This is a genomic window from Allosphingosinicella sp., from assembly GCF_035626655.1.
Lineage (GTDB): Bacteria > Pseudomonadota > Alphaproteobacteria > Sphingomonadales > Sphingomonadaceae > Allosphingosinicella.
Genome location: NZ_DASPNF010000005.1, coordinates 131,755 through 148,305 on the forward strand (window position 1 = coordinate 131,755; position 16,551 = coordinate 148,305).

The following is a 16,551-nucleotide window of genomic DNA, read 5'->3' on the forward strand; positions in this document are numbered from 1 at the left end:
CCTTCGACGGGCTCCGGGCGAACGGAGTGGTGCGTTGGCCTGAGCGAGTCCTAGTTCGGCCGCGGCGCCGGGGTCGCGGGTGCGGTAGTCGGCGGCGCGCCCTGCTCGGGCCGCTGCGCCGCCAGCACCTCGGCGGGCGGGCCGCGCTGGATCACCGAGGCGAGCTGCTGCGCCTGCGGGCAGGGCTGGGCGCAGAGGCTCTGCACGCGCTGCAAATTCTGCCGGGCCCGGTCGACGGCGCCGCGCTGGACATAGGCCTCGCCCTGGCTGGCGAGCGCGTTCACATCGTTCGGCTCCAGGCGGAGCGCGTCGGCATAATAGCCGATCGCCTTGCCGGGCAGGCGCTGGGCCTGGGCGACGCGGCCGAGCGCGATATAGGCGCTGCGATTGCCGGGATCGACGACGAGCGCGGTCTCGAGCAGGTCGACCGCCTGGTCGTACTGACCGGCGGTGCTGCGGGTCTGGGCCTGCGCGACGAGCGCGGCCGAGCGCGGATCGACCTGGTCGTCGGGCCGCTGGCTGTTGCCCGCGCTCGCGATGGTCGCCGCGGCAATCCCCAGCGAAATGACGATCGGCGTAAGGCGCATCAAATACTCCATCTTCCCTGTCGCGCGCGGGTCTAGCATGGCGTTCGCCAGCGCGCGACGAAAAAGCCGTCCGTCCCGTCATGGCCCGGGGTGAGCAGGATGCCCGATCCCGCAGGCCGGCCCGGCCGCATCGGCACCGTCTCGGGCACGAGGCCTGAACGGGCGGTGAAGGCGGCGGCCTGGTCCCTGCCCTCCTCGGCGAGCAGCGAGCAGACGGCGTAGACGAGGATGCCGCCGGGCCGCAGAAGGGTTCCGCCCAGATCGAGCAAGCGGGCCTGGAGCGCGGTGAGCCGCTCCAGCCGCTCCGGGCTGGCCCGCCAGCGCGTCTCCGGGTTGCGCCGCCAGGTACCGGTGCCCGAGCAGGGCGCGTCGACGAGGACGAGGTCGGCCTGGCCGGCAAAATCCGCCAGCGCCGCGACTTCCTTGCCGGGATCGAGCAGCCGGGTCTCCACGATCGTGACCCCTGCCCGCCCGGCGCGCGGCGGCAGACGCGAGAGCCGGGCGCGGTCGCTGTCGCAGGCGAGCAGCCGGCCCTGATCCGCCATCTCGGCCGCAAGCGCCAGGGTCTTGCCTCCCGCCCCGGCGCAGAGATCGACGGCGATCATGCCGGGCTGCGCTCCGCAGGCGAGGCAGATGAGCTGGCTGCCCTCGTCCTGCACTTCGATCGTGCCGGCCGCCCACGCCTCCATCTGTTCGATCTGGGTGCCTTCCGGAAAGCGCAGGCCGAGCGGGGAATGCGGCGTCGGCGCGGCGTCGAGCCGGGGCGAGGGCCTGAGGCGGTTGATGCGGACGTCGAGCGGTGCCCGTTCGAGCAAGGCCGGCAGCTCGTCTTCGCTGACCAGCGGATCGAGGCGCCGAAGCAGCCAGGCCGGGGCGATGCCCGCTTCCGCGACGGGCTCGCCCTCCGCCACGGGCAGCGGGCCGTGCGGCGAGCCGTCGAACAGGGGGACCTGATCCGCCATAGCGAGCAGGGCGGCCCGCCCGGAGACCGGCGCCTCCCCTGCCCTGCGGATCGCGCGGAAGACGAGGTCGCGGACCGCGCGCCGGTCCCTGGAGCCCGCATAGCGGCGCGTCTTGAAATAGCGGGCGATCAAAGTGTCCGCCGCCGCCCCGCCGGCCTTCGCCGAAGCGAGGATTTCGTCGACCAGCTCGATCGCGGCCTGGAGGCGCGCAGGCGGCGTCATCTCAGCGGATAGTTCGGGGCCTCGCGGGTGATGGTGACGTCGTGGACATGGCTCTCGCGTAGACCCGCATTGGTGATGCGGATGAACTCGGCCTGCTGCAGGTCGGCGATGGTCGCGGCGCCGGTATAGCCCATCGCCGCCTTCACCCCGCCGACCAGCTGGTGGACCACATCGGCGGCATGGCCCTTATAGGCGACCTGCCCCTCGATCCCTTCCGGCACGAGCTTCAGCTGGTCCTTGATATCCTGCTGGAAATAGCGGTCGGCCGAGCCGCGCGCCATCGCGCCGAGCGAGCCCATGCCGCGATAGCTCTTGTAGGCGCGGCCCTGGTAGAGGAAGGTCTCGCCGGGCGCCTCCTCGGTGCCGGCGAGCAGCGAGCCGATCATCACCGCGGACGCGCCTGCGGCCAGCGCCTTGGCGACATCGCCTGACGTCCTGAGGCCGCCGTCGGCGATGACCGGCGTGCCGGTGTCGCGGGCGGCTTCCGCGCTGTCCATGATCGCGGTGAGCTGCGGCACGCCGACGCCCGCGACGACCCGGGTCGTGCAGATCGAGCCCGGGCCGATGCCGACCTTTACCGCGTCCGCGCCGGCGCCGATCAGCGCGCGCGTGGCCTCACCCGTCGCGACGTTGCCGGCGACGATCTGCACCGCATTCGATTGCTTGCGGATCCGCTCCACCGCCGCCGCGACGTCGGCATTGTGGCCGTGCGCCGTATCGATCACGATCAGGTCGCATTCGGCGTCGATCAGGGCCTGCGAGCGCTCGAACCCCTTGTCCCCCACCGTGGTCGCGGCGGCGACGCGGAGGCGGCCGCCCGCATCCTTGGTGGCGTTCGGATAGGCCACCGCCTTCTCGATATCCTTGACGGTGATCAGGCCGACGCAGCGCCGGTCGTCGTCCACGACCAGCAATTTCTCGATGCGGCGCTGATGGAGCAGGCGGCGTGCCTCGTCCTGGCCGACGCCGGGGCCGACGGTGACCAGATTCTCGTGCGTCATCAGCTCGGAGACGGGCTGGCGCGGATTTTCGGCGAAGCGGACGTCGCGATTGGTGAGGATGCCGACGAGCCGCCCGCCCGCCTCCGTCACCGGGATGCCGGAAATCTTGTGGCGCTCCATCAAAGCGCGGGCGTCGGCGAGGCTCTGGTCGGGACGGATGGTGATCGGATTGACCACCATGCCGCTCTCGTAGCGCTTCACGCTTCTGACCGCGTCGGCCTGCGCCTCCACATCCATGTTGCGGTGGAGCACGCCGAGGCCGCCGAGCTGCGCCATCACGATCGCCATCTTCGCCTCGGTGACCGTGTCCATGGCGGAGGAGAGGATCGGGATGTTTAACGCGATGTCGCGGGTGAGCCGGCTGCTCGTATCGGCCTGGCTGGGTACGATAGAGGAGGCCGCCGGTTTCAGCAGCACGTCGTCGAAGGTGAGGCCGAGAGGGATGTCCATGAATCCGCCAGACGTCATGAGTCAGAGATTGCCGGCGCATGTAACCGCCGGGGTGCTACGGCGCTAGGGGCCGGTTCGGGAATGCGCGGGTAGGAAATGGGAGGGCCGTCGCCGTCGCGGAAATAGTCGAGCCGGACGACCGCTCCGTCCGCACTCCGCACGGGGCGGAAGTAGGTCAGCTCGTCAGGCATGAAATGGAGATCGCCATTGCGCGCTTTCTGAAGCGGCACCGGATTGCGCTGACTCCGCTGCGCGTAGAGCGCGCCTTCACGCTGCGACAAGGTCAGCGTCGTCGTCGGGTCGACCCGGTAGGTGCCCACCAGCGACGCAATCTCTTCCGGTGCGAACGGTTGCGGCACCGGCTCGGAATAGGGATTGCCGAGCGCGATCGCGGCCAGTCGACGCGCCATGCCGCGTGCATCCAGATTGTCGTCGTTGGCGAGTATCACGATTGTGACGTTCGGCCCGGGCAGATAGGCGAGCGCCGAGGCAAAGCCGTCGATCTGGCCGGTATGCCCGACCATCGTTTCGCCGCGCACCCGCCAGATATACATGCCGAGACCGTAAGGATCGCGGGATGGGCCGCCGGGAAGCGCGGGCGGCCGGGCCATTTCCGCGTAGCCGGCGCTGCCGATGGCGCGGCCGCTCGCGAGCGCACGCATCCACTGCGCGAGATCGTCGGCGGTGGCGATCAGGCCGCCCGCCGCGCCGGGCACTGCGGGGTTCGAGAAGGCGGTCAGCACGTCCTGCCGCGAAGGGGAGCTGGAATAGCCGGGCACCCGCCCCGCTACGGGTGCGCGAACGCCGGCGTAACCCGTACGGGCGAGGCCGAGCGGCGTAAAAAAATACTCGGCCATCGCGACGTGCCAGGCCTTGCCGGTTGCCTGCTCGATAACGGCTCCGAGCAGGATGAAGCCGGCATTTGAGTAGCGTTGCTCCGTGCCCGGCGCGAAATCGCGCGGGCGCCGCGCAATATCGGCGACGAGCATGGCCGTGGTGAGGTCGCGGGGCCATGGACCGGGCGCCACCCGGCGGTCCGAGATGCCGGCGGTATGGTTGAGGAGCTGGCGCAGGGTAACGTCTCCAGCGCCGGGAAAATCCGGCAGGAACCGCGCGAGCCGATCGTCGAGCGAGAGTCGCCCTTCTTCTGCGAGCCTCACGACGAGGGCTGCGGTGAACATTTTGGTGATCGACGCGATGGCGAAGACCTGGCTGCGGCCGACGGGCACGCCGAGCTCGATCGAGGCCATGCCCCGCGCGCCGCTGTAGATGATGCGCTCCTCGCGGGCGATCAGGATCACGGCACCCGGTCCGTTTGACGGTCGCGCACGCGCAAGGACTGCGGCGGCGTCGCGGGCAATCCGGGCGTCGGACGGCACTGCCGCCGCCGCCGCAGTCGCAAGCATCGCCGACAGGACCAGGGCTATGCGGCAGGGAAGCGCCCGCAGTCGCGTCAGTGCAGATATTCGTCCGACCCGCCGTCGCTGGGTCACTCGGCGCTTCCGGCGCTTGTCGGTCGCGCCCTTTGATATTGGGCGGGGTCGGCGAGCCGGCGGGCGATCGCGACGGTGAGGTTCGTGTCCTCGACGGCGCCGTCGAGGACGAGCTGGCCGTCCGCCTGGTCGTCGGGCGCGTGATAGCGGCCGTTCTGCAGGAAGCGGCCGAGCAGCTGCATGTTCGAGAAGGAGCCGCCGACCATCAAAGCCGGCACGCCGCGGCGGGCAAGCGCCCAGCCGTCCTGCCGCTGGACGAGTGCCGCCGCCTCGTCGTCCGGATCGAGCGTCCGGCCCGCCGCGGCGACCGTGGAGGCGACCAGAGCGTCGAGGCCGGGCACACCGCTCCGCATGATCGCGACCGGCGTGCCCGCGGGCGCGATGGCGATCGTGTCCATGTTGATCGCGGCGACGATCGAGGCGAGCGGCACGGTCGGGTGGTCGGCGAACCAGCCGGCGCCGACCAGGCCCACTTCCTCGGCGGTGGTCGCGAGGAACAGCACGTCGCGGACCGGCCGGTCGCCGCGGGAGAGCTGGCCGGCAATCTCGATCAGGGCGGCGATGCCGCTGGCATTGTCGACGGCGCCGTTGCAGATCCGGTCCGGCGCGCCCTCGGGGCGGCAGAGGCCGAGATGGTCCCAATGGGCGAGCAGCGTCACGTTCTCGCCGGTCGAGCCGGAGCCGCGGAGGCGGCCGATCACATTGTTGGTCTCGGTCCGGGTCACGCTCGTCGTCGCGTCGATCGAGACGCGGCCCGGCAGGGTCACGGCGCGGAAGGAGGAGCCGGGCTGCTCGTTCAGCAGGCGCTCCATATTGCCCCCGGCGCCGGTGATCAGGCGCTGCGCGGCGGCCATCGGGATGATCGCCGAGAAGCGGGGCACGCTGGCATCGTCGGCGCGCAGCGCGCCGCGGCGGACGACATTTCGCACCTGATCCCAGGGCACGTCGTCGCCGACGATGACCACCACGGCCGCGGCGCCGGCGGCCGCCACCGTCCGGACCCGCTCGGCGATCGGCGGGAAGCCTTCGACCTGCGGACCCTCGAAGAGGATCAGGACAACCGCACCTCGCACGTTGGCGCCGGCCAGCTGGTCGATGCCGCGGTCGGGCATGCGCGCGCCATGGGCGGCGAAGACGAGCGGCGCGTCGGCCAGGGTCTCCCGCGCCTCGCGCCCGGTGACGACGAGATTGTCGCCGGTGAGCTGGCCGGGCTGCGCGCCGGTCCAGCGCAAGGTGGCCGTCTCGGGCCGCCGTGTCGCGAGCCGGAGCGACTGGAACCAGGTGCCGTTCTCCCCCGCCGGCTGCAGGCCCCGGGCCTGGAATTGCTCGACGATATAGGCGGTGGTGCGCCGTTCGCCTTCGGTCCCGGGGGCGCGGCCCTGGAACTCGTCGCTGGCGAGCGGCCGGATGTGGCGCAACAGGTCCGCGGCGGTGACGGGCGCCGGCGCCTGTGCGGCGAGTGGCGCGGCGATGGCAAGCGAAAGCAGCGCGGAGGCGCGGATCAGAGCCTTGAACATGGCGCTGCTTAAGGAGCGCGGCGGGGGCGCGCAAGCGATTCGGAAGGGGACGGGAGGGCCGGTTCCGGTCAGCGTCGGGCCGGCGATTGCCCGGCCAGCAGCCGCGCGCCCATCTCGGCGGAAATTTCCGCAGCAACGACGCCGCCCCCGCCGCGACGGACATAGGTCACCACGGTGAAACGGGCATTGCCGTCATTGCCGAAGATGAGGCCCGCGAAGATCCCGTCATAGGGCCGGGGACCGGCGGGGCCGGTGCCGGTCTTGCCGCCCATCCGCCCCAGCCCGCGCAGCCGGCCACGGGAGCGGCGGGCTGTCCCTGCCTCGACGGTCCGGAGCATCGCCTGGCGGAGCAGGCGGGCCGTGGCGGCGCTGATCACCCGCTCGCCCCGTTCGCCCACCCCGCCATTGCCGATCATGCGCAGGAATCGCGACAGGCCCGGCAGGGTGGTTCGAAACCCGACCTCCCCGAGCGACAGCGACTCCGCCCACAGGGATGCCGGGCTGTTCTCCGCGAGAGTCGTGCAGTTCCGCGGCCTTGCGGGGGTACAGGCGGGAAAGCCCAGCCGCGCCAGATCGCGGAGCAGCGGCCGGCTCCCCAGGGCTTCGCGCAACTCGAGCGCAAGCCGGCGCCCGGGATTGTCGGCGGACAGCGCCACGATCCGATCCATGTCGGGCGCGACCGGGGCCGGCAATTCCCGCCGATGCTCCCAATAGAGCGCCACGAGCAAGAGCTTCGCGACCGACAAGGGCAATTCGCGCGCCCCCTCGCCGATCGAGGCCGACACGATCTCCCTCCCCGTGCGCACGTCCTGCACGACGATGGCGCCGGCCAAAGCGCGTTGCTCGAACAGGGCCTGGGCGACCTCGCGTCGGCTCGACTGGGAGGCTGTCGCCGGGGCGCCAAGCAGCGCGAGGCAGGCGAACGCCGCCATTCCTGGCCAGCTGTTCGGTCTCAACGGCATGCGCCCTTATGCCGGCGGCCGCTGCCGCCTGACAAACGAGATCGGCTAAAGGGAGGCGATAGCTTTTCGATGCTATCGCCGCGCCCTGGCGATCAGGCGGTGGGCCTGTTCCACATGCATCGCCTCGATCATCTTGCCGTCGTGGCGCTCCGCCCCGCCCGTCGCCGCGGCGACCAGGCGCCGGGCCGCCTCCAGCTCCTCCTCGGTCGGGCCGAACAGGCGGTTGGCGGTCTCGATCTGGCTCGGATGGATGACCGACTTGCCGTCGAACCCCCAGGCGCGCCCCTGCCGGCATTCCGCCTCCAGTCCCGCGTCGGATTCCAGCCGGTTGTAGACGCCGTCGAAGGCGGGAATGTCGGCCGCGCGGGCGGCAAGCACGATCCGCTGCAGCGCGAAGATCAGGCCTTCCCTGTCCTTCTGCTCGGGCAGGCCGAGCGCGGCAGTCAGGTCGTTCACCCCGGCGATGAGACCGGCAGACGAAGGCGCAATCACATTAGCGTCGATCACCGCGCGGGGCGTTTCGATCATCGCCAGCACGGGCTTCGCCACCAGCCAGCTCGCATCGTGCGCGTCCTTGCCGGTTTCGGCCTTGGCGAGGACGAGATAATCGATCGTGGCATGCCGGACGGCGGTGACGTCCTCGCCGAAATGACGGCTTCCCGCCCGATTGACCCGGATCGCAACCGGGCGGCCGTCAAAGCCCCCGTTCGTCGCCTCGACGGCCAGCCGCCGCGCCTCTCCCTTCTCCTCCTCGCGGACCGCATCCTCGAGGTCGAGGACGATCAGGTCGGCGGGCAGATCCCGCGCCTTCTCGATTGCCCGCGGGTTCGAGGCGGGGAGGAAGAGCAGGCTGCGGCAGTTGCGAAGGTCGGTCCGGTCCATGGATAATTCCGCTTGGATGAGGGCCGCTTTATCGACATGATATGCGCGGTCAAGCGAGGGGAGTGAAGCCATGACCGGGGTTATCGGGATCGTCGTCGCTCTGGGGCTGCTCTATCTGTTCGCCAGTGTGAAGATCGTCCGCCAGGGCTATCAATACACGATCGAATATTTCGGGCGCTTCACCACTGTCGCAAGTCCGGGCCTGAATTTCTTCCCGGCTTTCTTCTATCGGGTCGGCCGCCGCGTGAACATGATGGAGCAGGTGCTCGACATTCCGGGCCAGGAGATCATCACCAAGGACAACGCCATGGTTGGCGTCGACGGGATCGTGTTTTTCCAGGTCCTGGATGCGGCGAAGGCGGCTTACGAAGTCAGCGACCTCTATATCGCGATCATGCAGCTCACCACGACCAACCTCAGGACCGTGATGGGCTCGATGGACCTCGACGAAACCCTCTCCAAGCGCGACGAGATCAACGCCCGCCTGCTGGTGGTGGTCGATCAGGCGACCGAGGCCTGGGGCGTCAAGATCACCCGCGTCGAGGTCAAGGACATCCGCCCGCCCGGCGACATCGTCAATGCCATGGGCCGCCAGATGAAGGCCGAGCGCGAGAAGCGCGCCCTGATCCTTGAATCCGAGGGCCTGCGCGCCTCCGAGATCCTGAAGGCCGAGGGCGCCAAGCAGGCCCAGATCCTGGAGGCCGAAGGCCGCCGCGAGGCCGCCTTCCGCGACGCCGAGGCGCGTGAGCGCGCCGCCGAGGCGGAGGCCAAGGCGACCCAGATGGTCTCCGATGCGATCGCCAGCGGCTCCACCCAGGCGATCAACTATTTCGTCGCGCAGAAATATGTCGACGCGGTCGGCCGCTTCGCCGATTCGCCCAACGCCAAGACCATCCTTTTCCCGGTCGAGGCGACGCAGCTGATCGGTACTTTGGGCGGCATTGGCGAGCTGGCGAAGGAAGCGATTGGCGGCCGGCGTGACAATCCGCCGCCGCCCCCGGCTCCGCGCCGCGGCCCGTTCGAGGGAGGCCAGCAATGACCGAATGGCTGGGCAACCTCGCCGACCATTGGTGGTGGGTGGGCGCCGGCGCCCTGCTCGGCATCCTCGAGATCCTGCTGCCCGGCATCTTCCTGATCTGGGTCGCGGTCGCCGCCTGGATCACCGCCCTGCTCGTCGCCTTCGTGCCGCTCAGCCTCGCGCTGCAGCTCGTCGTCTTCGTGCTGCTCGCCTTCGTCACCGTCTATGTCGGCCGGCAATATTATGCCCGCAACCCGGTGGAGAGCGCCGACCCCAACCTCAACGCCCGCGCCGCCCGCCTGATCGGCCAGGTCGTCACCGTCGAGAGCGCGATCGAGAACGGCAAGGGACGGGTGCGCGTCGGCGACGGCGTCTGGAACGCGAGCGGGCCGGACGCGCCGAGCGGCGCCAGGGTGCGGATCGTGGCGGCGGACGGGACCCTGCTGAGGGTGGAGCCGGCCTAGCGATCGCGGCGCCGGCCAACTGCGCCGGACAAGGCCCCGGCGGCTCGTCGCGCAATCCGCCCGAGCGACCGCCGCATCGACTCGCGGGGCCGGGCCCGTTCATCTGCGCGAAAGGTTGGGCCGAACACGGGCCCGAAGTCCCTTCGACTTCAGGTGCGGCAGCCCGCCGCGCATCCGTGAGGCTGGATGGAGGGGGCAGGAGCCCGTTGCGCCATGATGCGCGGCGGTCGGGGGGGAACCTGCATTTGCAGGCCCGGTGTTCGAGCTCAAAGGAACAGCTTCATGACTGCCATTTCCAGAAACCCAAGCCTTCTCCTCCTTCTTGCCACTCTTGCCGCGACCGCCCCGGCCGGCCTTGCGGCGCAGCCGCAGGACCCGCCCGAGGCCGATATCAGGGTGACGGCGGAGGGCCCGCAGCCCTTCGACATGGCCGGGGCGACCGAAGGGCCCGAGGTCGAGGGCATCATCACGGCGCGCCGGGGCGATCAGGTGCAGGTCACCGCCCCGGACGGCACCAGCACGCGCATCACGGTGAGCAGCGACACCAGGATCACCGCCCGCGGGGGCTTCCTGGGCCTGAGCCGCACCCGGCTTGCCGACAATTCGCTGGTCAACGGCCTGCCGGTCAGCGTCAGAACCCTGCAGTCGGGCAGCGGCCTGGTGGCGCGCCGGATCGTCCTCAGGAATGGCGATCTCAGAACCGCGGCGATGATCCATGGCGGCACCAACCAGCGCTTCGCCGAAAACGAGGCGGCGACGGAAGCGCTGCGCGGCGCCGTGGCCAGCATCGACCAGTATAATGTCAGAAGCACGACGAGTGTGACCTTCGACACCGGCCGGGCAACCCTGTCCGAGCAGGCGAAGGCCGACCTCTGCGCGGCCGCGACTTCGGCCGGGTCGATCCCCAACGCCCTGCTGCTCGTCGTCGGCTACACCGATTCCAGGGGAAGCGCCGAGTTCAACCAGGCGCTCAGCGAACGGCGCGCGGGCAGCGTGGTCAATCATCTCCAGCAGGCGTGCCGCTGGCAGCCCTGGCGAATGCTGACGCCCACCGGCATGGCGGAAGCGGATCCGGCGGCAAGCAACGACACCCCCGAGGGGCAGGCGCAGAATCGCCGCGTCACCGTGAGCATCCTGGTCAGCAAGGCCGTCGACAGCCTGTGAGCCATGCGGGGTGGGCTTCGGCCCACCCCCTTCGCGGTGCGTTGACGATCAGGGCGGGATACCGGCCGGCCCCGGGGCCTTGCTGCCGGCAGAGCCGGCGCGCTAAGCTGGCGCGCTTGCCGGAGGGTTGATGACGAACGCATTCTCGCATGGCATTGTCCACGAGGCGGGCGCCGACCTGCAGGCGGCGCTGCGGGCGGAGCCGGAGGTCTTGGCGCTCTGGGAGGCGCTCACGCCGCTCGGGCGGAACGAGTTCATCTGCTGGGTCGAGGACGCGAAGCAGGCGCCGACGCGCGCGCGCCGCATCGCGCGGACCTGCGAGGAGCTGCAGGAGGGGAAGAAGCGGCCCTGCTGCTGGGCGGGCTGCATCCACCGCACCGACAAGGCGCCGAGCCGGTGGCAGCAGGCCGTGCTGATCGACAAGCAGGGCAAGGCGTGAGCGACCGGTTCAGCCGGAACCCGTGATGCCCGGCCGGCTCACCGACCAGGCCCAAAGACATCGCATCACCCTGCTGCTCGGCATCGCGCTGGTCTCGATTCTCCTCTGGCAGACCAGTCTCGGCAGTCTCCTCCTCTACCCCTTCACGATCCTGGCGACCTGGTTTCATGAAATGGGTCATGGCCTCGTCGCCTTGCTCGCCGGCCGGGGATTCGAGCGGCTGCTGGTCTTCGCCGACGGGTCGGGCGTCGCCGTCTCGCTGCGTCCCGCCGACGGCTATGGGCTGATCGATGCCCTGGTCGCGGCGGGCGGGCCGCTCGGGCCGGGGATCGCGGGCGCGCTGCTGATCATCGCCTCGCGCTCGCCGGCCGCGACGCGCTATGCGATGGGGGTGCTGGGCGCGGCGTTGATCCTGTCCACGCTGATCTGGGTGCGGTCCCTGACGGGCTGGCTGGTGCTCCCCGCGCTCGGCATTGCAATCGGCCTGCTCGCCTGGCGCGGATCGCCGTCCTGGCAAGGCTTCGCCATCCAGCTGCTCGGCGTCCAGGCCTGTATCAGCGTGTGGCGGCAGTTCGACTATCTGTTCAGCCCGGGCGGACATGTCGGCGGCCAGCTGCAGCGCTCGGACACGGGCGCCATCGCCGACGTCCTGCTGCTCCCTTTCTGGTTCTGGGGCGCGGCAATCAGCGCGGCGATCCTGGCGCTGCTGGGGCTGAGCTTCTGGCTCGCGTTCCGGCGCTGACGCCATGGCGGGGACCGTCAGCTACGGGTTCAGCTTCTTCTCCGCGACATTTCGCGACCATTTTCCGGGTGCGGCTCCTGTCCTGTGCGCCCACCCGAAAGGCCAGGTTCAGCCGTTTTGCCCTAAGGCGCCGCCGATTTCACTTGAACGCCCGCGTGGATTGAGGACGCTGGCCATATTTCGAGGAGTAAGTGATGAAATTCCCCATGCTCGCCGCGCTGGCCGCCCTCGGCCTCGCCGTTCCGCTCGCCGCGCAGCCGCCCGAGGCCCCGCCGCCCGGCCCCGGGTCCGGTGGCGAGGGCCGCGGGTTCCGCGGGGGCGGGATGCGGATGCTGCCGGCGACCCGCGCCGATGCGGAGCGGCAGGCGGGCGAGCGGTTCCGGGAGCGGGACGCCAATCATGACGGCTTCCTGACGCCCGACGAAATGGGCCAGCGCGGGGCGCGGATGCTGGAGCGGGTCGATCGCGACGGGGACGGCAAGGTCTCGGCGGCCGAATCCACGGCGAGCGCGCTGGCCATGTTCGACCGGGCCGATACCGACCGCAACGGCACGATCAGCGACAGCGAGCGGCAGGCGGCGATGGCGGCCTTCGGCGGGCGCCGCGGCGGGCCGGGCGGCCGGAGCGGCGGGCTTTCCATGCTGCCGGCGACGCGCGCGGAGATGCAGCAGATGGTGCAGGCCATCTTCGCCCGGCAGGACGGCAATCATGACGGCTTCCTGGACCGGGCCGAGCTGGGCGAGCGTGCGGACGCGGCGCTGCAGCGGCTCGACGGCGACCGCGACGGCAAGGTCTCCGCGGCCGAGAATGGCGCCGGGCTGCTGACCCTGTTCGACCGGGTCGACACCGACCGCAACGGCACGATCAGCGACGCCGAGCGCCAGGCGGCGATGGCCGCCCTCGCCCCGCGCTCCCAGGACGCACCGCCGCCACCGCCGTCGGGGGGCTGAGCCGGCCGGACGCTATCGCCGGCTTTGGCTCGCCGCACCGGGGAAGGTCATGACCGAGCTCTGCAGCGGCACGACGTGCGAGACCTGCCGGTCCGCAAAGTCGTCATTGCCGCGGCCGCTCAGCAGATAGGATCTGAAGACATAGGGCACGCCGTCGCTGCCGTTGAGGTCCGGGCCGTTGCCGACGTGGAAATGGAGGTGCGGGTTCACGGCATTGCCCGACATCCCGATCCTGCCGAGCACCTGCCCTTCGCGAACGCGGTCGCCCCGGCGTACGCGGATCGAGCCGGGCTGGAGATGGGCGTAAAAGGCGAAGCGGCCGCCGCCCAGGTCGAGCACGACGCGGTTGCCGGGACCGGTATCCTCGGTGCGGGTGAGCGGCATGCGGACGCTGCCGTCCGCCTGCGGCGTGCTTTCGGGAATGCCGTCGCGCACTTCGGCGACGCGGGCGTCGGCCACGGCCAGCACCTCCGCGCCATAGCCGTAGAACATGCCGGGCGTCAGCGTGTCGGGGAACGGGCTGGGCAGGATTTCCCGCACGGTCGTCGAGAATATCTTCAGGAAGTCGCAGCCATAACGCTGGGAGACGCGCATCCGGGCGGTGCTCGCCGTGCCGATATAATTGTGATCGCTCCTGAGGCCGAGGCCGTTGCCGCAGAGCCAGGGGCCGCCGCGCAGGGGCGCGCCGAGCACGACCGGGGCCGGCCCGTCAATGGCCACGGGCACGGAGACGGAGACCAGCTCGCGCGCGGGCGTGCCGTCGTCCTGCAGCAGGCGCACGCCCGGATCGGGCTCGAACAGGACGCGATGCCGGATCGAAGCGGGCGGCGCGGCATTCGCGGCGAGGCGGAGTTCGATGTTGAAGATCGTCGTCCGCCGGCCCTCGAGGTCGCGATTCTGCGGCGAGGTGGGACCGATCGAAAAGGGCGTGGCGCGCTGGCGATAGGGATTTTCCAGCGCCTCCGCGTCGTAGCTCACCAGCACCCGGCCGGTCGCCGCATCCTCGACGTCGACCCGGGCGAGACGGAGCGGCCAATTGCCCCAGTTGGTGACGAACAGATTATAGGCGAGGCGGCGGTCGCCATCGTCCGCCGGGACGAATTGCAGCGCGCCCGGGCGGACATCCATGTCGACGGGCAGAGAGAGATAGGTGAGAGGCTGCGTCGGCGGGTTCGCGGCGCTCGACTGGCCGCCCGCCGCTCCGCCCGCGCCCAGCAGGGCTACCGCCAGAGCGGCGGGCAGGAAGCGGATAAATGTCCTCCCGATAGAGCCGGTCATCGACGCCACCTCCCTCCCAGGGATTTCAGCGGCTTCTACACCGGCGCGCGGTCCGGCTCCACCCACCCGAGCCGCGCTTCCTTCGAGAAGAGCCGTTCGCGCGAGTAGAAGCGCAGCGGCCAGTCGCGCCGGCCCTCGGGCGCGGCGAGGATCGCGTTGACGCGGGCGGCGAGCCCCTCCCCGTCCCGCTCCGCCAACGCGCCCCTGAGCGTGCGGATGAAGAGCTGGGTGATGGTCTCGTGATAGCCCTGGGTGGCGTCGTTCACCCCGCCGACGCTCTCATTGTAGCCGCGAATCAGGTCCGGCAGGTCGCGCTCGGGGAGGATGTCCGGCCGCTCGAGGATCAGCCAGCAGGTGGTCGCAATGTGGGCCTCGTGCGTCCATTCCTCCTTCGGGAGGGTGCGGGCGAGGAAACCCTCCCCCACGCGGCGGATGGCGTCGTCGTGCGGCCACAGCCGCGGTGCGTGCAGTTCAGTGTCAGGCATCGTCTTTCTCCTTCAGTGTTTCACGCGCAAAAGAAAAGGAGCGCGCCGGCCCTCGCCGGCACGCTCCTTCGAAAAGGCTATGGGGTGGGCGGTCAGGCCGGGATCGTGGTCTCCTGGATGGCTTGCGGCTGTTGCCCGCCGCCGACGCGCGGCGCGGCGTCGCGGACGGCCTGGTCGACATGGTCCGCGAAGCGCGCGAAATTCCTGGTGAACAGGGTCACCAGCTTCGCCGCGGTCGCATCATAATCGGCCTGGTCGGCCCAGGTGTCGCGCGGGTTCAGGATCGCACTGTCGACGCCCGGCACGCTGACCGGCACCTCGACTCCGAAATTCGGGTCGATGCGGAACTCGACGTCGTTGAGCGAGCCGTCGAGCGCGGCGTTCAGCAGCGCGCGCGTGGCCTTGATCGGCATCCGGTTGCCCGTGCCATATTTGCCGCCGGTCCAGCCGGTATTGACCAGCCAGCATTTCACCCCGCCCCTGGCGATCCGCTCCTTGAGGAGGTTGCCGTAGACCCAGGGGAAGCGCGGCATGAAGGGCGCGCCGAAGCAGGTCGAGAAGGTCGCCTCGGGCTCGGTCACGCCGATCTCGGTGCCGGCGACCTTGGCGGTATAGCCGGACAGGAAATGGTACATGGCCTGCTCGGGGGTGAGCCGGGCGATCGGCGGCAGCACGCCGAAGGCGTCGGCGGTGAGGAAGACGACGTTCTTCGGCACCGGGCCCATGTTGCGCTCGGAGCAGTTCGGGATGAAGTCGATCGGATAGGCGCCGCGGGTATTCTCGGCGAGCAGATTGCTGTCGAGGTCGAGCGTGCGCGTCTCCTCGTCCATCACCACATTTTCGAGCACCGTGCCGAAGCGCCTGGTGGCCGCGTAGATTTCCGGCTCCGCCTCGGGCGAAAGCCGGATCATCTTGGCGTAGCAGCCGCCCTCGAAGTTGAAGATCGCCGTATCGGACCAGCCATGCTCGTCGTCGCCGATCAGGGTGCGCGAGGCGTCGGCGCTGAGCGTGGTCTTGCCCGTCCCGGACAGGCCGAAGAAGACCGCGGTGTCGCCGTTCGGGCCGATATTGGCCGAGCAGTGCATCGGCATGATGCCCTCGGGCGGCAGCAGATAGTTGAGGATGCCGAAGACCGACTTCTTCATCTCGCCCGCATAAGCGGTGCCGCCGATCAGGATCAGCTTCTCGGTCAGGTTGACGGCGATCACCGTCTCGCTGCGTGTGCCGTGGCGCGCGGGATCGGCGCGGAAGCTCGGCAGGTCGATGATCGTGAATTCGGGCTCGAACCCGGCCAGCTCGCTCTCCTCGGGGCGGACCAGCATCGTGCGGATGAAGAGACTGTGCCAGGCGAGCTCGTTGATCACGCGGACGCGCACCCGGTGCTCGGGCTGCGAGCCGCCGAACAGATCCTGGACGAACAGCTCCTTTTTCTCCGCGAGCGCGGCCATGAAGTCGGCCTTCAGCGACGCGAAGTTATCCGGGGTGATGGACGCGTTATTGTCCCACCAGATCTGGCTGTCGGTCTCCCCGTCGCGGACGATGAACTTGTCCTTCGCGGAGCGGCCGGTATGCCTGCCGGTCTTCACGACCAGAGGGCCGTCCTTCGCGAGCAGCCCCTCGCCGCGCTTCAGTGCTTCCTCGACGAGCTGCGGCGTGCCGAGATTCCAGTGCAGCACGGCATCGGTGTCGATGCCCTGATGCGACAGACCGAACGACGGGACCTTATTGGCCACCTCAGAATTCCTCTCTTCCAATACGTTATCGGCCCGCCGGGGGGTGCGGGCTTTCAATGCGGGCGCGCATATCGGAGCCGGGGCGTCTCGTCAAAGGGTGCGCGGCGGGACGGGCCATACCCTCGTTAGGCCAGGAAAATTGCGAATGTCTGCTGTGGGTGGGAAGCAGTCGCCACTCTCCCATCGATAACTCGTCGGATCG

General features: G+C 69.9%; 16 protein-coding genes. 6 read left to right on the forward strand and 10 right to left on the reverse strand.

Going from position 1 to position 16,551, the window contains the following annotated elements; genetic code table 11:
- Nucleotides 1–50: 50 nt before the first annotated feature.
- The 7 genes from VEC11_RS03445 to VEC11_RS03475 all read right to left on the reverse strand — a co-directional run bounded on the left by VEC11_RS03445 (nucleotide 51) and on the right by VEC11_RS03475 (nucleotide 8,076).
- On the reverse strand, nucleotides 51–587 hold the full coding sequence (locus VEC11_RS03445; RefSeq protein ID WP_464129102.1) for a tetratricopeptide repeat protein: 537 nt from the start codon (nucleotides 585–587) through the stop codon (nucleotides 51–53).
- A 32-nt stretch (nucleotides 588–619) separates the two neighbouring features.
- On the reverse strand, nucleotides 620–1,771 hold the full coding sequence (locus tag VEC11_RS03450; protein ID WP_464129104.1) for an RsmB/NOP family class I SAM-dependent RNA methyltransferase: 1,152 nt from the start codon (nucleotides 1,769–1,771) through the stop codon (nucleotides 620–622).
- Nucleotides 1,768–3,222 (reverse strand): IMP dehydrogenase, encoded by a 1,455-nt coding sequence (gene guaB / locus VEC11_RS03455; protein ID WP_464129106.1) that lies wholly within the window; start codon nucleotides 3,220–3,222, stop codon nucleotides 1,768–1,770. Before guaB ends, VEC11_RS03450 begins: the two co-directional genes overlap by 4 nt.
- A gap of 14 nt (nucleotides 3,223–3,236) precedes the next feature.
- Complete coding sequence (locus tag VEC11_RS03460; protein ID WP_464129108.1) at nucleotides 3,237–4,523, reverse strand: serine hydrolase domain-containing protein; 1,287 nt, start codon at nucleotides 4,521–4,523, stop codon at nucleotides 3,237–3,239.
- A 188-nt stretch (nucleotides 4,524–4,711) separates the two neighbouring features.
- Nucleotides 4,712–6,232 (reverse strand): M28 family peptidase, encoded by a 1,521-nt coding sequence (locus VEC11_RS03465; RefSeq protein WP_464129109.1) that lies wholly within the window; start codon nucleotides 6,230–6,232, stop codon nucleotides 4,712–4,714.
- 68 nt (nucleotides 6,233–6,300) lie between these two features.
- Complete coding sequence (locus tag VEC11_RS03470) at nucleotides 6,301–7,164, reverse strand: hypothetical protein (protein WP_464129111.1); 864 nt, start codon at nucleotides 7,162–7,164, stop codon at nucleotides 6,301–6,303.
- 102 nt (nucleotides 7,165–7,266) lie between these two features.
- Nucleotides 7,267–8,076, reverse strand: coding sequence for an HpcH/HpaI aldolase/citrate lyase family protein (locus VEC11_RS03475; protein WP_464129112.1), 810 nt, complete (start codon nucleotides 8,074–8,076; stop codon nucleotides 7,267–7,269).
- A gap of 70 nt (nucleotides 8,077–8,146) precedes the next feature.
- On the opposite strand from VEC11_RS03475, the gene VEC11_RS03480 reads away from it, so the two are divergent.
- The 6 genes from VEC11_RS03480 to VEC11_RS03505 all read left to right on the forward strand — a co-directional run bounded on the left by VEC11_RS03480 (nucleotide 8,147) and on the right by VEC11_RS03505 (nucleotide 12,853).
- Entirely contained in the window at nucleotides 8,147–9,115 is a 969-nt protein-coding gene (locus VEC11_RS03480) for an SPFH domain-containing protein (RefSeq protein WP_464129114.1), read from the forward strand.
- Entirely contained in the window at nucleotides 9,112–9,558 is a 447-nt protein-coding gene (locus tag VEC11_RS03485; protein ID WP_464129116.1) for an NfeD family protein, read from the forward strand. The genes VEC11_RS03480 and VEC11_RS03485 overlap by 4 nt, the downstream gene beginning before the upstream one ends.
- Nucleotides 9,559–9,840: 282 nt before the next feature.
- Nucleotides 9,841–10,722, forward strand: a complete 882-nt coding sequence (locus VEC11_RS03490; protein ID WP_464129117.1) for an OmpA family protein — start codon at nucleotides 9,841–9,843, stop codon at nucleotides 10,720–10,722.
- 130 nt (nucleotides 10,723–10,852) lie between these two features.
- Nucleotides 10,853–11,161: a YdeI/OmpD-associated family protein gene (locus VEC11_RS03495; RefSeq protein WP_464129119.1), complete on the forward strand. Its 309-nt coding sequence runs from the start codon at nucleotides 10,853–10,855 to the stop codon at nucleotides 11,159–11,161.
- 25 nt (nucleotides 11,162–11,186) lie between these two features.
- Entirely contained in the window at nucleotides 11,187–11,903 is a 717-nt protein-coding gene (locus tag VEC11_RS03500; RefSeq protein WP_464129121.1) for a M50 family metallopeptidase, read from the forward strand.
- Between the two features lie 194 nt (nucleotides 11,904–12,097).
- The gene (locus tag VEC11_RS03505; RefSeq protein ID WP_464129122.1) at nucleotides 12,098–12,853 is read left to right on the forward strand and encodes an EF-hand domain-containing protein; all 756 of its coding nucleotides are present in this window, start codon (nucleotides 12,098–12,100) and stop codon (nucleotides 12,851–12,853) included.
- A 12-nt stretch (nucleotides 12,854–12,865) separates the two neighbouring features.
- Here the strand turns inward: VEC11_RS03505 and VEC11_RS03510 are convergent, their stop codons facing one another.
- The 3 genes from VEC11_RS03510 to VEC11_RS03520 form a co-directional block, all read right to left on the reverse strand.
- Nucleotides 12,866–14,131 (reverse strand): M23 family metallopeptidase, encoded by a 1,266-nt coding sequence (locus VEC11_RS03510; RefSeq protein WP_464129123.1) that lies wholly within the window; start codon nucleotides 14,129–14,131, stop codon nucleotides 12,866–12,868.
- 35 nt (nucleotides 14,132–14,166) lie between these two features.
- A complete protein-coding gene (locus VEC11_RS03515) occupies nucleotides 14,167–14,616 on the reverse strand; it encodes a hypothetical protein (protein WP_464129125.1) in 450 nt (149 codons plus the stop codon).
- Between the two features lie 92 nt (nucleotides 14,617–14,708).
- Nucleotides 14,709–16,349, reverse strand: coding sequence for a phosphoenolpyruvate carboxykinase (locus tag VEC11_RS03520; RefSeq protein WP_464129126.1), 1,641 nt, complete (start codon nucleotides 16,347–16,349; stop codon nucleotides 14,709–14,711).
- Between the last annotated feature and the right edge of the window lie 202 nt (nucleotides 16,350–16,551).

Coding starts and splice junctions, on each gene's coding strand:
- VEC11_RS03470 (WP_464129111.1), bottom strand. CDS start 7,164: ATGGCGGCGTTCGCCTGCCTCGCGCTGCTTGGCGCCCCGGCGACAGCC.
- VEC11_RS03445 (WP_464129102.1), bottom strand. CDS start 587: ATGCGCCTTACGCCGATCGTCATTTCGCTGGGGATTGCCGCGGCGACC.
- VEC11_RS03450 (WP_464129104.1), bottom strand. CDS start 1,771: ATGACGCCGCCTGCGCGCCTCCAGGCCGCGATCGAGCTGGTCGACGAA.
- VEC11_RS03500 (WP_464129121.1), top strand. CDS start 11,187: ATGCCCGGCCGGCTCACCGACCAGGCCCAAAGACATCGCATCACCCTG.
- VEC11_RS03465 (WP_464129109.1), bottom strand. CDS start 6,232: ATGTTCAAGGCTCTGATCCGCGCCTCCGCGCTGCTTTCGCTTGCCATC.
- guaB (WP_464129106.1), bottom strand. CDS start 3,222: ATGGACATCCCTCTCGGCCTCACCTTCGACGACGTGCTGCTGAAACCG.
- VEC11_RS03475 (WP_464129112.1), bottom strand. CDS start 8,076: ATGGACCGGACCGACCTTCGCAACTGCCGCAGCCTGCTCTTCCTCCCC.
- VEC11_RS03490 (WP_464129117.1), top strand. CDS start 9,841: ATGACTGCCATTTCCAGAAACCCAAGCCTTCTCCTCCTTCTTGCCACT.
- VEC11_RS03510 (WP_464129123.1), bottom strand. CDS start 14,131: ATGACCGGCTCTATCGGGAGGACATTTATCCGCTTCCTGCCCGCCGCT.
- VEC11_RS03495 (WP_464129119.1), top strand. CDS start 10,853: ATGACGAACGCATTCTCGCATGGCATTGTCCACGAGGCGGGCGCCGAC.
- VEC11_RS03515 (WP_464129125.1), bottom strand. CDS start 14,616: ATGCCTGACACTGAACTGCACGCACCGCGGCTGTGGCCGCACGACGAC.
- VEC11_RS03505 (WP_464129122.1), top strand. CDS start 12,098: ATGAAATTCCCCATGCTCGCCGCGCTGGCCGCCCTCGGCCTCGCCGTT.
- VEC11_RS03480 (WP_464129114.1), top strand. CDS start 8,147: ATGACCGGGGTTATCGGGATCGTCGTCGCTCTGGGGCTGCTCTATCTG.
- VEC11_RS03485 (WP_464129116.1), top strand. CDS start 9,112: ATGACCGAATGGCTGGGCAACCTCGCCGACCATTGGTGGTGGGTGGGC.